General features: G+C 34.2%; 16 protein-coding genes and 5 tRNA genes. 15 read left to right on the top strand and 6 right to left on the bottom strand.

Translation table 11 applies throughout. From position 1 onward, the window contains the following. Positions 1-110 precede the first annotated feature (110 nt). The 4 genes from CJP74_RS03075 to CJP74_RS03060 all read right to left on the bottom strand — a co-directional run bounded on the left by CJP74_RS03075 (position 111) and on the right by CJP74_RS03060 (position 4,584). Positions 111-1,289, bottom strand: a complete 1,179-nt coding sequence (locus CJP74_RS03075; RefSeq protein ID WP_119496802.1) for a prephenate dehydratase domain-containing protein — start codon at positions 1,287-1,289, stop codon at positions 111-113. 66 nt (positions 1,290-1,355) lie between these two features. Then, positions 1,356-2,042: a DsbA family protein gene (locus CJP74_RS03070; RefSeq protein ID WP_119496801.1), complete on the bottom strand. Its 687-nt coding sequence runs from the start codon at positions 2,040-2,042 to the stop codon at positions 1,356-1,358. A gap of 118 nt (positions 2,043-2,160) precedes the next feature. Then, positions 2,161-3,243, bottom strand: a complete 1,083-nt coding sequence (gene serC, locus CJP74_RS03065) for a 3-phosphoserine/phosphohydroxythreonine transaminase (protein WP_119496853.1) — start codon at positions 3,241-3,243, stop codon at positions 2,161-2,163. A gap of 93 nt (positions 3,244-3,336) precedes the next feature. Beyond that, positions 3,337-4,584 carry a transglycosylase SLT domain-containing protein gene (locus CJP74_RS03060; RefSeq protein WP_222986865.1) on the bottom strand — a complete coding sequence of 416 codons (1,248 nt, stop codon included), beginning with the start codon at positions 4,582-4,584 and terminating at the stop codon, positions 3,337-3,339. A 293-nt stretch (positions 4,585-4,877) separates the two neighbouring features. Here CJP74_RS03060 and CJP74_RS03055 point away from each other — a divergent pair, with 293 nt between their 5' ends. From CJP74_RS03055 to CJP74_RS03025, 7 genes are all read left to right on the top strand, one after another. Beyond that, positions 4,878-5,144 carry an HP0495 family protein gene (locus CJP74_RS03055; protein WP_119496799.1) on the top strand — a complete coding sequence of 89 codons (267 nt, stop codon included), beginning with the start codon at positions 4,878-4,880 and terminating at the stop codon, positions 5,142-5,144. A 296-nt stretch (positions 5,145-5,440) separates the two neighbouring features. Then, positions 5,441-5,516: transfer RNA gene (locus CJP74_RS03050), tRNA-Phe, on the top strand. A gap of 9 nt (positions 5,517-5,525) precedes the next feature. Beyond that, a tRNA-Asn gene (locus CJP74_RS03045) sits at positions 5,526-5,601 on the top strand. Positions 5,602-5,645: 44 nt separating this feature from the next. Then, positions 5,646-5,721, top strand: a tRNA-Asn gene (locus tag CJP74_RS03040). A gap of 8 nt (positions 5,722-5,729) precedes the next feature. Beyond that, a tRNA-Phe gene (locus tag CJP74_RS03035) sits at positions 5,730-5,805 on the top strand. Positions 5,806-5,814: 9 nt separating this feature from the next. Next, positions 5,815-5,890: transfer RNA gene (locus CJP74_RS03030), tRNA-Asn, on the top strand. A gap of 172 nt (positions 5,891-6,062) precedes the next feature. After that, complete coding sequence (locus CJP74_RS03025; protein ID WP_119496798.1) at positions 6,063-6,503, top strand: ribonuclease E inhibitor RraB; 441 nt, start codon at positions 6,063-6,065, stop codon at positions 6,501-6,503. An 81-nt stretch (positions 6,504-6,584) separates the two neighbouring features. Here CJP74_RS03025 and CJP74_RS03020 read toward each other — a convergent pair whose 3' ends face one another. Together CJP74_RS03020 and CJP74_RS03015 are read right to left on the bottom strand one after the other, a co-directional pair. Then, positions 6,585-7,271, bottom strand: a complete 687-nt coding sequence (locus tag CJP74_RS03020; protein WP_119496797.1) for a uracil-DNA glycosylase — start codon at positions 7,269-7,271, stop codon at positions 6,585-6,587. Continuing rightward, positions 7,258-8,379, bottom strand: a complete 1,122-nt coding sequence (locus CJP74_RS03015) for a hypothetical protein (RefSeq protein WP_119496796.1) — start codon at positions 8,377-8,379, stop codon at positions 7,258-7,260. The genes CJP74_RS03020 and CJP74_RS03015 overlap by 14 nt, the downstream gene beginning before the upstream one ends. Positions 8,380-8,883: 504 nt before the next feature. Between CJP74_RS03015 and rpsM the strand changes: the two genes are divergently transcribed. The 8 genes from rpsM (at position 8,884) to CJP74_RS02975 (ending at position 15,955) form a co-directional block, all read left to right on the top strand. Continuing rightward, positions 8,884-9,240, top strand: coding sequence for a 30S ribosomal protein S13 (gene rpsM / locus CJP74_RS03010; RefSeq protein WP_119496795.1), 357 nt, complete (start codon positions 8,884-8,886; stop codon positions 9,238-9,240). A gap of 17 nt (positions 9,241-9,257) precedes the next feature. Continuing rightward, on the top strand, positions 9,258-9,650 hold the full coding sequence (rpsK, locus tag CJP74_RS03005) for a 30S ribosomal protein S11 (protein ID WP_119496794.1): 393 nt from the start codon (positions 9,258-9,260) through the stop codon (positions 9,648-9,650). Positions 9,651-9,690: 40 nt separating this feature from the next. Beyond that, positions 9,691-10,326, top strand: coding sequence for a 30S ribosomal protein S4 (rpsD, locus tag CJP74_RS03000; protein WP_119496793.1), 636 nt, complete (start codon positions 9,691-9,693; stop codon positions 10,324-10,326). 40 nt (positions 10,327-10,366) lie between these two features. Continuing rightward, entirely contained in the window at positions 10,367-11,377 is a 1,011-nt protein-coding gene (locus tag CJP74_RS02995) for a DNA-directed RNA polymerase subunit alpha (protein WP_119496792.1), read from the top strand. Positions 11,378-11,405: 28 nt separating this feature from the next. Continuing rightward, a complete protein-coding gene (gene rplQ / locus CJP74_RS02990; protein ID WP_119496791.1) occupies positions 11,406-11,774 on the top strand; it encodes a 50S ribosomal protein L17 in 369 nt (122 codons plus the stop codon). 135 nt (positions 11,775-11,909) lie between these two features. Further along, positions 11,910-12,440 carry an inorganic diphosphatase gene (gene ppa / locus CJP74_RS02985; RefSeq protein ID WP_119496790.1) on the top strand — a complete coding sequence of 177 codons (531 nt, stop codon included), beginning with the start codon at positions 11,910-11,912 and terminating at the stop codon, positions 12,438-12,440. A 60-nt stretch (positions 12,441-12,500) separates the two neighbouring features. Beyond that, positions 12,501-15,101, top strand: a complete 2,601-nt coding sequence (gene priA, locus CJP74_RS02980) for a replication restart helicase PriA (RefSeq protein ID WP_119496789.1) — start codon at positions 12,501-12,503, stop codon at positions 15,099-15,101. An 11-nt stretch (positions 15,102-15,112) separates the two neighbouring features. Then, entirely contained in the window at positions 15,113-15,955 is an 843-nt protein-coding gene (locus CJP74_RS02975; protein ID WP_119496788.1) for a hypothetical protein, read from the top strand. Positions 15,956-15,969 lie beyond the last annotated feature (14 nt).

Here is a 15,969-nt window from a genome sequence, read left to right as displayed (position 1 = left end):
CTAGATTTAAGGAATGATAATTGTACTTTTTGCAATTTATTATTTTACCATTTTTGCCAGTTTGTGTCACATAAAAAAGTCCTTAAAGTGAGACTTTAAGGACTTTTAAACTATTTGTAAATTTCATCATTGATAATAAAGCTAGGGAAGCTACCTACAACTTTAAGACCACGACAGTTTTCTTCTAATTCAGCTAGAGCTTGTTGCACATGAATTTGGTTTAAATGTCCTTCAAATTCAACGAAGAACATTTCACGCCATGGTGAACCAAGAATAGGGCGTGATTCAAGTTTAGTTAAGTTGATTTTATATTTTTTGAATACTTCAAGAGAGTTTACTAAAGCACCTTCAGTGTGGTTAGTAATTAGCTGTAACATAGTTTTATATGAAACGCTTTGATCAAACTTAACTTCTTGTTTAGAAAGTACAACAAATCGAGTTTGGTTGTTAGCACTATTAGCAATACTATCGCTAATAATTTGTAAATCATATAGTTTAGCCGAACTCGAGTTACCTATAGCTGCTGCACGTGGATTATCTGCTTTAGCAACTTCTTGCATTGCATGAGTTGTTGAAGCTGTGAAAACAATCTGAGCATTAGGTTGTAATTCACGTAAGTGCATAGTTGATTGTTCATAAGGTTGAGCGTGAGTATAGATCACTTCAATCTCTTTTTCATCAAATAATTCTTTAGCTACAAATACGTGGTTAATGTCAATGGCAATATCAGCAACAATTTCTAAAGAGGTTTTAGCTAGAAGGTCATATACCTCATTAATTGAACCTGAAGTAGTATTTTCTAGAGGTAATACCGCAAAGTCAGCTTTACCAAAAGTTACGGCATTTACTACATCGTTAAAGTTTTCAAAACCATTTAGTTGAGACTTTTTACTTAGATGTTGAGCAAATTGTTCACAAGCAACGTAAGAATAGCTACCTGGTAAACCTAAGTAAGAAATAGCAATAGTTTCTTTTTGTTTTAAGTTGTAGAGATCTTTTTCGCGGAGAATAATTTCTTGTTGGTAGTTACAGCTGTCGTTTAAAATTGCTTTATATACTGCATTTAATAGGTCTGCATTTAAGTTTAATTTATTAGCAGCAGCTGTGTTTACAAGATTTGAAATAACTTCTCTTTCGCGACTAAGATCTTTAATAGGTTTGCTATTATGGATTTTATAATCTGCTACTTGAGCAGATAAGTTACGACGACTAGCTAAAAGTTCAATTAGCTTTGCATCAATAGTGTTAATCTCTTCACGAATTTGTACTAAGTCTTTATTTGATGACATAAATGAAAACCAAAATTATAAAATTGTTGAAAAAAGAAGGCAAAGAGCCTTCTTTTTTATTATAAATTATTTAGTTGTAGCTTCTAAAATTTCTTTAATTTTTGCTGTAACTGCGTCACCAATTTGATCTGGAGTTGGATTTGCTACTGGAATAGAAATGCTCGCTAAATTTAACTCATATCTACCGTTAATAATAAAAGTAGGAGTTTGACGAATGTCGTATTGTTTAGTTAATTCTTCTTGTTTGTTGTAGAAAACATTAACAGAAGGACTATTCCATAATTTATTTACAGCATCTGCATCAATATTTAAATTAGTTGCTAACCAATTTTTTAGCGGTTGTGGATCATTACGATATTGATAAGGAAGTTCAAAAGCTGCTGGCAGTAGTTTATCATTTTTAGTTACGTATAAAACTGAACGTAAACGGGCAAAATCACGATACATTTGAATATCGTTAAAAACAATATGCCACTCTAGGTATTCACCTGTACCAGGATATGTTGCTTTTAGCATTTGTTCAATTTTCTCTGGTACTTTATAAACTCGAGTAAAATCCGCACAGTGTGAACAAGCAAATGACATAGCCATACTTACTGTTGGATTTGGAGTTTGTGGTTGGTTTAATACCGTATAATCTCTACCAGCTACTACATTTGCAGAGCTCGCTTGAGCGAAAGCAAAGTAGGTTGTTGTTGCAGTTAAAGCTAATGTAGCTGTATAGAAGCCTTTCTTTAATAAAGATAAATTCATATGGCGTTTTAAGTATTTTCTTAGGTAGTTAAATAATAAATATAGTCTACCTATATTATATAGGCAAAATCACAAACTACAATAAAAAATAAATAACGAGAACCCCGAATCTCTAAAACTATTTGTATTTATCTGCAAATAATTTCATAAATTGTACGAGAGCATCTACGGCTTCTTCTGAAACAGCATTGTAAGTAGAAGCTCTTAAGCCTCCAATTACTTTGTGCCCTTTGAGGTAATATAATCCAGCTTCTTGTGCTTCTTTTACAAATTTAGCATCTAATTCAGCCGAAGGCGTATTAAATGAAACATTCATACGTGAACGCACTGCTGGGTTTACTTTGTTTACGTAAAAGTCTTGGCTATCTAAATAGTCATAAAGTTTGTTAACTTTACGAATATTAACTTGTTCTAAGTTTTCTAGGTTACCAAATGTATCTTTTAGATGTTTAAAAGTTAAACCGCAAGTGTACCAACTAAAAGTTGCAGGAGTATTAAATAAAGAATCAGAATCTGCATAAATTTGCCAGTTTAAAATAGCTGGGCAGAATTTATTTGCATGCCCTAAAAGAGATCTTCTCACTACGTATACTGTTACACCTGAACAACCAATGTTTTTCTGTGCTCCAGCATAAATAACATCATAATCTGAAACATTAATTGGGCGAGAAAGAATATCTGAACTCATGTCAGCAACAATTAGTACCCCAGGTGAAACTTTAGGTACGGTAAAGTTTTCAATCCCTTCTACTGTTTCATTGGCAGTAAAGTGCACATAGTCAACATCTTGAGTTTCTTGTGTCCAGTCAAGTTTAGTTGGTTGGTAGTCTTTATCAACTAACTCAGCTGTTCTAACCTCAATGTATTTTGCCGCTTCTAGGGCAGGTTGTCTTGACCAGTGTCCAGAAGTTAAATAAAGAGCACGATTGTGTTTTAGAGGTAGGTTTAATGGCACTGCATCAAAAGCACCACGACCACCACCTTGGAGAAAGAGTACAGCATAGTCATCTGGAACTTTTAAGAGTTCACGGAAAGTATTTTCCATCTCTTTGGCAAATGCCATAAATTCAGTCCCACGATGGCTAATTTCAAATACTGAGCTATGTGTATTTGCCCAGTTACCTAATTCGCTTTTAATTTGTTCAACAACTTCGGGAAATAAAGCTGATGGGCCAGCAGCATAATTATAATATTTCATGATCTTTTCACCCAAAAATTAAATTTTGTATAAACAATATCATAGCATAAAAAATTAAAGAGGGAAGATAATAACTCTTCCCTCTGATTTATTAATTTAATAACGATAAAAATGTACGTAGTTAACGATCATGTAATACCATTTACGGATATTAATAATATACTCGGCTGCTAGGTTGCCATTAATTCTTCCGTATTTGTGTTTTACATTACTCATAGCAGGATAGTTTTGGGCTAAAACTACCCATGAGTTTTGTGATTTGTTATTTTGTCTTAACCAAGTACGAGCGTCAATAATTTTAGCTATCCCCTGATTATAATTTGAAATAGCAAACATATCTCGGTCATAGCCAGTTAATTCTTTAGTTAGATTGCTTCTAAACTTCATTAAAAGTTTAGTTCCTTCTGTAATTGATTGCGTAGCATCTAACTTATCCGTAACGCCCAGAGTTTTTGCCGTAGCATTAGTTAACATCATAAAACCGCTTGGTCCCCAAGGACTAACAGCATTAGGAGTCCAACGTGACTCTTGATAGCCAACAGCCATAACTAAACGCCAGTCCATTTCAGTTGAGTATTGCTGAAATAGGGAGTTATAACGGGTGAATTTTGTTTGCATATTATTGACAAATATGCGACTTTCTTCACGCTGGTAAATGCTTAGGGCATTAAGGTTGTTATATTTTATATTTTGAAATTCGCTTGTTTTAGTAAAAGAAGTTAAGAAATTACTCAATTGCGTTCTTAACTCAGATTCTCTTACGTAAAAAACGTCATTAACTTTTAAAACTTTTCCTGCTTGGTCTTTAACTTTAAAGAGGACAGTAGTTGGATAAAGTTGTTGCAGAGCCTTAGCTTTATACTCGGGGGAGATAATAAAGCGAACTCTTTGGTTTTGAATGCTTTCACCATTGGCTACAATTTTATATAAGCCAAAGATATTGTTACCCGTTGCTACAATTTTTAATTTAACTAAGCTAGTGTAGTCAGCACCAGCTGCCTGATAAACTGAGGCGTTAGTTGGGTAATTAACCGTAGAGGTTACATGCGGTTTATAAGCAACGATAGTTAAATCTTCAGTTAGGTATGGTGCTGTTTGATAGGAAGCGTCTAAGAATTTAAACTGACTGTTTAAGTTCCCCCCAGCTATATCTATTTCATTATTTGTAAAAGCTTTTGCCAAGCTTGAAAGAGAAGGGTAGACTTTATAGGTTATAGATAAGTTATTAGCTTTAGCAAAAGCTTGTAAAATTTCATGGTCTAAACCTATAGTAGCTTCTTTATCCTTAATAAAATAATTAGGAGAAAGAACCATACCTACTTTAACAGTATTACCTGTAGCCATGGCAGGAAAGATATTGCAGAAGATTAACAACGTCAAAAATATATATTGAAGTTTTTTAATCATGTTTGTCTTTAAAAATCCGGCTCCAAAATGGAGGAATGAAAAAATCAAATCATTTATTTTAGCATAATTTTTGCAGATTTAGGAAAGAAAATTAAATAATTGCTCGTAATTCTCAAGAGATAATAATAGTTACATATAGGTTATATAATTGATTTAAAAAGTTTAAATAGCTTATTGACAAGTGTAGTAAAATATAAGCGATAAAAATTTTAGCTTAAATAAGGATTACAATGTTAGGTACAAAAATTCCAGAATTAATGGATTTTCCTGCTCAAGTAAGTTTTAAAGTAGTAGGAAAGATTGAAGAGCAAATTCGTGCAGGTATAGATAAGGTTATGGCAGATAATCAAGTAACCGACTTTACTGTAGAGTCACGTCAAAGCTCAAAAGGTAATTATGTTTCATGTTCGGTAACTTTAAATGTTAAAGATCCTGCCCACATGGAAAAGCTTTATACCGAACTTTCTCAAGTAGAAAGTGTCCTAATGGTAATTTAATAAAAAACACCTCTTTTGGTTATTTTGCTAAAAGAGGTATTTTTTTTATTTAAAATAAAAAGCGAAAAATAAAAATTGCGATTAAGATTAATTTTTTTTCTATTTTTTTTAATTTTTATTTAATGTTTGTTAAAATTTGCGTGTTTAAAAAACAATAGATTAACGATTTTTTTTAAAATTAATCTTGACATTAAAACTTTATTAAGGCATAATAAACCTCGTTAGCAAATCGGGAGAACATTCTAAAACGTCGATAATACCGTTACTTTTCCCATAAAGGCTAGCAAGATTTCTTTGCCTCGATAGCTCAGTCGGTAGAGCAAGGGATTGAAAATCCCTGTGTCGCTGGTTCGATTCCGGCTCGAGGCACCACTTTATTATTCCTCCTTAGTTCAGTCGGTAGAACGGCGGACTGTTAATCCGTATGTCGCTGGTTCAAGTCCAGCAGGAGGAGCCATTATTTATAAACATAGCTACAATAGTTAGTTAAACTTTTTTCGTTCCTCCTTAGTTCAGTCGGTAGAACGGCGGACTGTTAATCCGTATGTCGCTGGTTCAAGTCCAGCAGGAGGAGCCATTTTCTTTGCCTCGATAGCTCAGTCGGTAGAGCAAGGGATTGAAAATCCCTGTGTCGCTGGTTCGATTCCGGCTCGAGGCACCATTTTATTATTCCTCCTTAGTTCAGTCGGTAGAACGGCGGACTGTTAATCCGTATGTCGCTGGTTCAAGTCCAGCAGGAGGAGCCATTATTCAGGGAGTAGCAGTTACAGACTGCTACTTTTCTTTTACAATTTAATTCTTAGGTGTAAAATACCTTAAGAGAGCAGTAGCTCTCTTTTTTTATATTCTTTCCACATATGTTATGTATGTGCTATAATATTAAATTAAGGATTTTAATATAAAAGAAGGTGAATTGTCATGTACGATAGAGCTGTCATCGAAGGACTAGTGGATTCAACTATTGTTGAGTTAGAAAACGCTGGAACCAAACCAGAGTTACCACATATTTTTCTACATCATATTCTTTTCAAATCAGACAAATATATTGAAGATTTTATTGCCAAAGCTGCAAAACAAGACTTTGAGTGTGACGAACCTGAGTATATCGAGGGGGAGTTCTTAGATGAAGAAGATGGCGTAGCTTTTCCAGAAGGTTGTTGGAATCTTGATATAGTTGTAGAAAGTACTTTAGATGATAAAGAGCTTATTGTAACTGATATTCTAGACATCTTAAATCTTGTTGAACAATTCCCAAATGAAGAAGTTCAATACGGATTATTTGGTACCTTTATTGAAACTGGGGAAGATGATGAAACTGTAGATCCAGTTTATTGGTCACCAAGTGAAATAATTGACTAACAAAAAAGCAAAATATTCGATAAACAAAAAAGCAATATAATTGACGATAAAAAAAAGAGGGCGTAAGCTCTCTTTTTTTTGTTACCATTTAATTGGCGTTTTACCTTGACTTTCTAGGTAGGCATTGGTGTGTTTAAAGCATTGACTGCTAAAAAAGCCACGATATGCACTTAAAGGGGAAGGATGTACGGTTTTAATAATGCAGTTTTTATTAGCATCAATTCTTTGACTATAATCTTGAGCATACTTACCCCAAAGTAAATAGACAAGGTGATCTACTTTTGCCAAACGAAGAAAAACTTGATTGATAAAATCGTCCCAAATGTCATGTTCTTTACTTAAAGGTTCACCTTTATTTACGGTTAAGCGTGTGTTTAAGAGAAATACTCCCTGACTAACCCAAGGAGAAAGATTGGCAACGCCTAGTATATTAGGTTGATAATCTTGCCCAAAATCACATTTTAGGGTGGTAATTATATTTACTAGGCTTTTGGGAACTTGCTCATCTAAAGCTGAACTAAAAGCCAGACCATGAGCATGATCAGAAGGGTAAGGATCTTGCCCTAAAATAACTACTTTTACCTGGGGCAAAGGCAAGGTAAAAGCGTTAAAGAGGTCATTAAATTTAGGGCGAATTTGCTCTTGTGGGTCGTTTTGGTAGAGAGTAAGAATTTTTTCTCCTAAACCACTAGCAAGTAAATAATCACCTAATCCGTCCCAATTGGCATTAAGTTGGCTAATAGGTAAAGTAAGATTAGAGTCCAACATGTTTTAAATAAAGGTAGAGTTCACGGTAATCAATTTCGCTTTCACATAAATAAGCTATTCTTTTTAATAAAAGCATATCCTTTTCATGTAAAAAGATTTTATCACTATTACTTTTTCTTCTTGCTAAGAGTAAATAGGTAAAAAGCATATCTGGAATTTTACTAATTTTTTCTCTAAAAGAGATAACCCCTTCAACATCGGCAAAGTAAGAAGGTGTAATTAGATCAAACTCATAAGCTTTAATAGTAAGATACTCTGTTACAAGCAGGTTAACAAATGCTGCTTGCTGCGTAATAACTTGTCGACGCATTTCGAGAAAATGTAATTGATCTTTTGGTCGGCTTACATAATCTGAGAAAAACTCTTGTACCATTTCATGATAACTAAGAGGTAGGAAAGTGGTTTTTCTTACCGCATCTACTAAAATAAGAAATGGTAAGCGTTGATCAAAGAATTCAGTATCTTTACCAAGTACAGATTCTATATCTAGGTTAATTAAGTTAAATAGGCTGTCTTGATATTTGCTTTGGACATAAGATTGATAGAAGTTTTTTGCGCTTATATCATCAAAATGCTCAGCGAGAATTTGCGTTAGGTCTTCTGGCTCAACTTCATAACCTTTTATTAAAGGGATTTGTTGATGAGTATAGAAAATTTCATTTAAAAAGAAATCAATTAAGGCAAGAGCTTCGAGATTAATATTGCCATGGCTATCAAAGAGTCTTTTTTTGAAAACTACATCAACACTACGCATTAAAGATAAAAATCTTGATTTTGCTTCGGGTTCACTATTTTGCTGGTTAAAGTTTTTAAACTCAGCTATATAGGTTGCGAGAGCGTTATAGAAAAATCTACTTTCAGATTTTGCAAATAAACTCACATTAAGCAGGTTTTTATCTTTAACGTAAGTTTTAAATTCTTCGAACTTAGCAAGGAGCTCTGGTGATAGTTCATTTAAATCTTGATTAGCCACTTGAGATTCTAAGTGAACATAATCAGAAAAGCGAACCTTGTTATCTTGTTCGAGTAATTTAGCCGTAGCATTTTTCTTGCTAGGGGAAGCGTCTTTTTCTTCTTTTTTTAAAAATTTAAAAATATGCTTAAACATATAAGATCTTGGTTGAAAAATTGTTTTTATAAGTAATTATAACACTGCCCCCGAAAGATTTTACGAGAAAAAATAAATACTTGACGTTTAAGGTAATTTGTTTTATAATATTGCTTCGTAATAAAAAATCCTCCTAAAAATACGGAGGTAATTTTTTTGTTATGAAAAATTTAATATAAAACACTACAAATAGCATTTCTATTATGCTATAATATGTATCGGTTGACTTAACGTGCCAGATTTTTATATAAATAATTCCATATTTTTGGTCTCAAAAAGTGTTCTGAACAAAATCATGGTAACTAAAATTAGGTTCTTAGGTTCTAAAGTAGTGCAAACTCACCTCCACCAGTTTTAGCGTAAGTCAACTTTTTAATTATTAAATTCAGGCAGCATTATTAAATTGAAATAATGCTATTTTTTATTGATTTTTTAAGCTATGTTTTGAGTATCCTGAAACGGGCTTTTCAAGATACATAGCTTTACAATACTCTAGGAGTGCAAATGGCCCGTATTGCAGGCGTTAACATTCCTGATCAAAAACACGCTGTAATCGCATTAACTGCTATTTACGGTATCGGTGCTACTCGTGCAAAACATATCTGTGAAGTTACAGGTATCGCACCAAGCACAAAGATCAAGGAATTATCTGAAGAACAAATCGATCAGTTACGTGCTGAAGTTGCTAAATTCACTGTAGAAGGTGACTTACGTCGTGAAGTTAACATGAGCATCAAACGTCTTACAGACTTAGGTTGCTACCGTGGCTTACGTCACCGTCGTGGTTTACCTGTACGTGGTCAACGTACTAAGACTAATGCAAGAACACGCAAAGGTCCTGCTAAACCAATTAAAAAATAATCGGAGAATAAAGTAACATGGCTAATCCTGCTCGTAACACACGTGCTAAACGTGTTAAAAAGAATGTAGTTGATGGTGTAGCACATATCCATGCTTCTTTCAACAATACAATCGTTACTATCACAGACCGTCAAGGTAATGCTCTAGCTTGGGCTACAGCTGGTGGTTCAGGTTTCCGTGGTTCACGTAAATCAACACCTTTCGCTGGTCAAGTAGCAGCAGAACGTGTAGCTGAAAAATGTAAAGAATTCGGCTTAAAAAATCTTGATGTACGTGTTAAAGGACCTGGTCCAGGTCGTGAATCAACAATCCGTGCGTTAAACGCAGCTGGTTACAAAATTACTAGCATTGTTGATGTAACACCTATCCCTCACAACGGTTGTCGTCCTCCGAAAAAACGTCGTATTTAATTAACAACGTTATCGGTAGAAATATTGGAGAAAGCATAAAATGGCAAGATATTTAGGACCTAAAGTAAAACTAAGCCGTCGTGAAGGTACAGATTTATTCCTTAAATCATCTTTACGTGGTTTAGAAAATAAATTAAAGAAAGGTCGTTTAGAAACTGCACCTGGTCAACACGGTGCTCGTAGAGCTCGTTTATCTGACTATGGTAATCAATTACGTGAAAAACAAAAAGTTCGTCGCCTATACGGTATTTTAGAACGTCAATTCCGTAACTATTACTTTGAAGCTAACCGCTTAAAAGGTAATACAGGTGAGAACTTATTACAATTATTAGAAAGTCGTTTAGATAATACAGTTTATAGAATGGGCTTTGCTGCAACTCGTGCTGAAGCTCGTCAACTAGTAAGTCACAAAAGTGTATTAGTTAACGGTAAAGTAGTAAACATCCCTTCTTACCAATTAAAAGCAAGCGATGTTGTTTCAATTCGTGAAAAAGCTAAAAAACAAGTGCGTATTAAATCTGCTCTTGAATTAGCTAAAAACCGTTTAACTGCTACATGGTTAGACGTAGATGCTGATAAAATGGAAGGCGTTTTCAAAGCAGCTCCTGAACGCTCAGAGATCCCTGCCGATATTATCATTAATGAACAGTTAATTATCGAGTTATACTCTAAATAATTAGTCTGAAACTTTAACCATCTCATATTTAGAGGATTCTATGGACTCGAAAAGTATTGAACTTCTTACTCCATCCACGATAGATATTGAAGAATATGCAGAACCATATTTTTCGAAAGTTTCACTACAACCATTAGAACGTGGTTTTGGACATACGTTAGGAAACAGCTTACGTCGTATCCTCTTATCTGTGATGCCTGGTGCAGCTGTTACCGAAGTTTGTATTGAAGGTATACAGCAAGAATACGGCACTATTAAAGGTGTACAAGAGGATGTATTAAACATTCTTCTAAATTTCCAAGAGTTAGCAGTTAAGCTACCTGAAGGCGTAAATGATGTTGTTGTAACATTCACAAAAAGTGGCCAAGGTGCTTTAAGAGCTGACAGTATGGAAACATCTGTAGAAGGTGTTGAAGTGATTAATAAAGATTTAGTTCTTTGTCACCTAACTTCTCCTAAAGCCGAAGTTCGTATTCATGCACGCATTCAGACTGGTACTGGTTACTCACCAGCTAAAGATCGTCGCGAACAAGGTGTTGAGCAAAAAATTAGCATTTTAGGTTCTAAAACTATCCTATTAGATGCAAAATTTGCTCCAGTTAAAGTAGTTAACTATGAAGTAGCTAATGCTCGTCATGGTCAATCAAACGACTATGATAAATTAACTATTACTTTACAAACTAACGGTACTATTGATCCTGAAGATGCAATTCGTCTTGCGGCATCAATTTTACACCAACAATTAGTTCCATTCGTTGATCTTAAAGCTATTGAACAACCAGTAGAACCAACTGTTAAGAAACCTGAATTTGAACCTATTTTACTAGAACCTGTTGATGCTTTAGAGTTAACTGTACGTTCAGCTAACTGTCTTAAAGCAGAAGACATTCGCTATATTGGTGAATTAGTTCAGAAAAGCGAAGTTGACTTATTAAAAGCACCTAACTTAGGTCGTAAATCTTTAAATGAGATCAAAGATGTACTTAAAAACCACGGTTTACAATTAGGTACTCGCTTAATGAACTGGCCACCAGCAGAGCTTAAGAAGTAAGTTCAGCTTACTAGGAGTTTTATAAAAGATGCGCCATCTTAAAACTGGTCGTAAACTAAACCGCAATAGTGCACATCGTAAGGCATTGTTCCGTAATTTAACTATTGCTTTAGTTGAACACGAGATTATTAAAACTACTTTACCTAAAGCGAAAGAGTTACGTATGTACGTAGAACCTCTAATCACTTTAGCTAAAGAAGATACAACTGCAAACCGTCGTTTAGCATATGCTCGTTTAGGTAACAATAAAGAAGCTGTGAAAAAATTATTCGACGTGTTAGGTCCATTATTTAAAGAGCGTAACGGTGGTTACACTCGTATCCTTAAAAATGGTTACCGTGCAGGTGATGCTGCTCCTATGGCAGTTATCGAATTAGTTGAAAAATCAGCTAAATAATTTAATAAAAAATATTCGAAAAAAGTAAAAGAGGTTATGCAATGCATAACCTCTTTTTCTTTACCAAAAAATGAGCTTTAGTGTTATAATATTGGCATTAATATCAGTTTGGTATTTATAAATATAAGGATTTTTATGTTATTAGAAAAAGTACCTGCAGGTAAAGATTTACCTCACGATTTTAACGTTGTTATCGAAATTCCAGCTTACACTAACCCTGTTAAATATGAAGTGGATAAAGAGTCTGGTGCATTATTCTGTGACCGTTTTATTGGTACAGCTATGGTTTACCCATTAAACTATGGTTTTATTAACCAAACTTTATCATTAGATGGTGACCCAGTTGATGTATTAGTATTAACTCCATTCCCTCTAGTTCACGGTGCTGTAATTCGTTGTCGTGCAGTAGGTGTTTTAAAAATGACTGATGAGTCAGGTGTAGACGCTAAAGTATTAGCTGTTCCACATGAAAAAATTGCACCTATGTATAAAGATATTCAAGACGTTGAAGACTTCCCTGAGTATCTAAAAGAACAAACTAAACACTTTTTCGAACACTATAAAGATCTTGAAAAAGGTAAATGGGTGAAAGTTGAAGCTTGGGAAAACAAAGCTTCAGCAGAAAAAGAAATTATTGATAGCTATAACCGCTACCACAATAAATAATTCTTAAGCAAAAAGCGAGAAAGTAGTTTCTCGCTTTTTATTTTATTAGGATTTCTCGTTATGTACATTGAAGTTGTTATACCTGTAAATTTAAATCAAAGATTTACCTACAAAGTAGAACCTCATATGGGTGAGGTTGAAGTAGGGGGAATAGTCTATGTAAATTTTAATGGCAGAGATCTTCATGCTGTGGTAGTAGCAACTCATGTAACCCCAAACTTTAAACGCATTAAAGCTGTACATCACATAGTCAATCGCCAGTATTTTGGTGGAGAATTATTTAAAGTCTTAAACTTTGCCAGCAACTATTTTGTCTCGAGCTTAGGTAATACTTTATTTACCGCATTACCACCTTTATATCGCAACCCTATGGTTAAAGAGGCTAGTTTTGCATTATTTGCCTATACTTTTGCTCCTCAAGTGGAAGAGCTTTTATTAAAGCTATTCGCGAATAAAGCAAATAATAGCGAGCTAAATTTAAGCTCTTTGATGCAAAAGCATTATTTGGCAAATTGGCTAAAAGAATTTGCTTTAAGCGCCCAAGAAGTAGGTAGTTTAAGTAAGTTTAAAAGTTTACTTGATTTTTATAATCAGCACTTTTTCTTAACTCTTGAGCAAGAGCATTTTGCTCAATTAAAACAAGAATTCAAAGACCTAGGCATTACCTTACCTATTTTACGCCAACTTCTGAATTTGCTTATTTGCGAGTTATTAAGGCAATACTTAGAGCAAGAGTTTGCTTTGGGGCAAGAGAGTCAAATTAGCTTAGATCCAGTTCTTTATGCTCAATTGAGTGATCTAAGTCGTAACTTACCAAAGATTAATCAAAATAGCAAAGGCTTTCAATTTCTCTTAGAAAGTAAACTAGTCGAGCTAAAAACACAAATTATTCAAAGTAAAAGATTTAATCTCCTACCTTATAAAGCTCGAGAAAATAGTTGGTTTACGCAAATTAAAGACTTAAGTTTAGAGCAAAGACGTAACCAATTAATTAATCTAGATAACAAACTAGTTTTAAATAGCCAACAGCAAGCTGCATATGCACAAGTAACCGAGAACTTAGGTTATACAACCTATTTACTTGATGGAGTTACAGGCTCAGGTAAAACTGAAGTATACTTACAAATAATTGAGCACTATTTATTGCAAGGTAAGTCATGTTTGGTTTTAGTGCCAGAAATAGGTTTAACCCCGCAAACGGTAAATAGATTTAAAAATAGGTTTAATGTAAAGATACACATTATTCACTCTAATGTTGATGATGAAACTAAAAACCAAATAATCTACGAATGCCAAAAAGGAGAAGTAGGGATTTTAATCGGTACGCGCTCGGCAATATTTATGCCTATGCAAAATCTAGGTTGCATTATAATTGATGAGGAGCATGATTCGTCCTATAAGCAACAAAATGATTTCCGTTATAATGCTCGTGATATAGCAATTTTACGGGCAAGTACTTTAGGAATTCCGATAATTATGGGCTCGGCAACTCCGAGTTTTACTAGTTTACATAACCTTGAATTAGGCAAGTTTAAGCACTTAGTTTTGACCAGACGTGCCCAAGCCAAACATGAAAATAAAACCATAATTCTTGATATTCGCAAGCAAGACTTTATCGGCGTTGAAGATAAAAGATTGCTTTTAAATAAAGCAGGTATTACTCTTTCTCTTTGGGAGTTAATGCAAGAGCAGTTAAGTCAAGGTAATCAAGTACTGCTTTTCTTAAATCGTCGTGGCTTTGCTCCGCAACTAGTTTGTGATTCTTGTGGCTATATCTTTCTTTGCCCTGAGTGTGATCGTCCTCTAACCTATCATCGCCGCCGCCATGAACTTCATTGTCATTATTGTGGCTTAAGGTTTTCTCATCTTCCTGATCACTGTCCGCAGTGTAATTCGAGCATGCTCTTACCTTTAGGGGCAGGCACTGAGCAAATAGAAAATCTTTGTGGTGCCATGTATAATGCTAATAAGGTAATTCGCATAGATAGAGATACTTCTAAAGATGCTCAAGCCTTAGAAGAAAATCTCTATAAAGCGCATACAACCAAAGGGTCTATTTTAATAGGTACGCAAATGATTGCCAAAGGGCACCACTTTTCTGATGTAACTCTAGTAGCTCTACTAAATATTGATGGACTTATGTTAAGTAATGATTATCGTGCTCCTGAAAGATTAGCTCAATTGTATGTGCAAGTGGCAGGAAGAGCAGGGCGAGAAAATAAACCTGGAACAGTTGTTTTACAAACAGCTATTCCCCATGAAAAAATTTATCATGACTTAATTACTTTAAGCTATTTTCATTTTGCTAAGGTGTATCTTAAGGCAAGACAAAGCTTAGCCTATCCTCCTTATACCAGTCAAGCTTATATTGCTATACGTCATGCTGATAATCAAATTGCCAATTATTTAATTAGCCATTTGTATTCTATGCTCGAGCAAAAAGTCAAAGCTTATAGCAAAGAAATTTACTATAGTCTTAGTGTGCACGAATTAGGTAAACAAAATAATTTACATAAATATGTTCTTGACTTTATAATAGAAGATAGACAAGCTCGGAGTGAAATCTTAAAACAATTAAATCAAGATTTTTTAGAGAGTGAAGTTTATAAAAAATATCGTCCAGTTTTTTATTTAGATGTAGATCCATATGATCTCAATTAATGCAATAGACCATGAAGTTTTTAGAAAAGCATCGCCGTCGGGAAAATATTTTTCTTCGTACGATTAAAAGTTTTATCGAAACTTGGATAGCAACCATAAAGTTTTTAAATAAGCCTTTGTTTCAAATAGGTGGAAGACAGGTATTAGTCCAAGACTTACTAATAGTTTCGGTAGTAATTGTGATTATGGCGATATGTGTAGGTGGGATTTATAAAAACCAGAAAAAAGTGGCACAGGATCATAAGGTAGTTAAACGCGTAGTCCAAGCCCCTCCTGTACCTAGTGAAGTATGGAGCTATATTAATCATTTTGAAAATACGAGTAATTTACTTACTCTTAATCCTAAACCTGTAGAATTACCAAACTTTGCTAAACCTTATGTTGCGGTAACTAAAGAACAAAAAGAAGTTATTGATAAACTACGAAATTCTTTAAACTTACCGAGCCAAACTTTAACTCAAGTTAGCAATAGTGTAAGCAACGAAAATACCGAAATGGTAGTAGATCCAAGTTCAATTGATACTACAGGGAACAAGGACACAGCTCAAAATCTTAATAATAGTAGAAATGCTGCTAACCAACAGCAATTAACTAATGAACAAGAAAGTAAAAAAGTAGCCCAAAGTGTAGAAGAAACTCCTAGTTTAACTCTAACTTGTGGTCCATTTTTAAATGAAAATGATGCCAGCAAATATATAAGTTTTCTAAAAAATAGCCCAAGAAAGCAGTTTGCTCGAGCTAATGCTGAAGTATCGGCTGATAATAATAAACTATATTGGCTTCATATTTCAGGTTCATTTAATGATAATGATAAAAGTTGGATCCAAAGGTATTACAGCTTTACTTGCAATTAAAAAAAAAAGAACTG

It is taken from the genome of Psittacicella melopsittaci (genome assembly GCF_003585925.1).
GTDB lineage: Bacteria > Pseudomonadota > Gammaproteobacteria > Enterobacterales > Psittacicellaceae > Psittacicella > Psittacicella melopsittaci.
The sequence above is the reverse complement of the archived record's forward strand: the minus strand, read 5'-3'. Positions and strand labels throughout refer to the sequence as shown.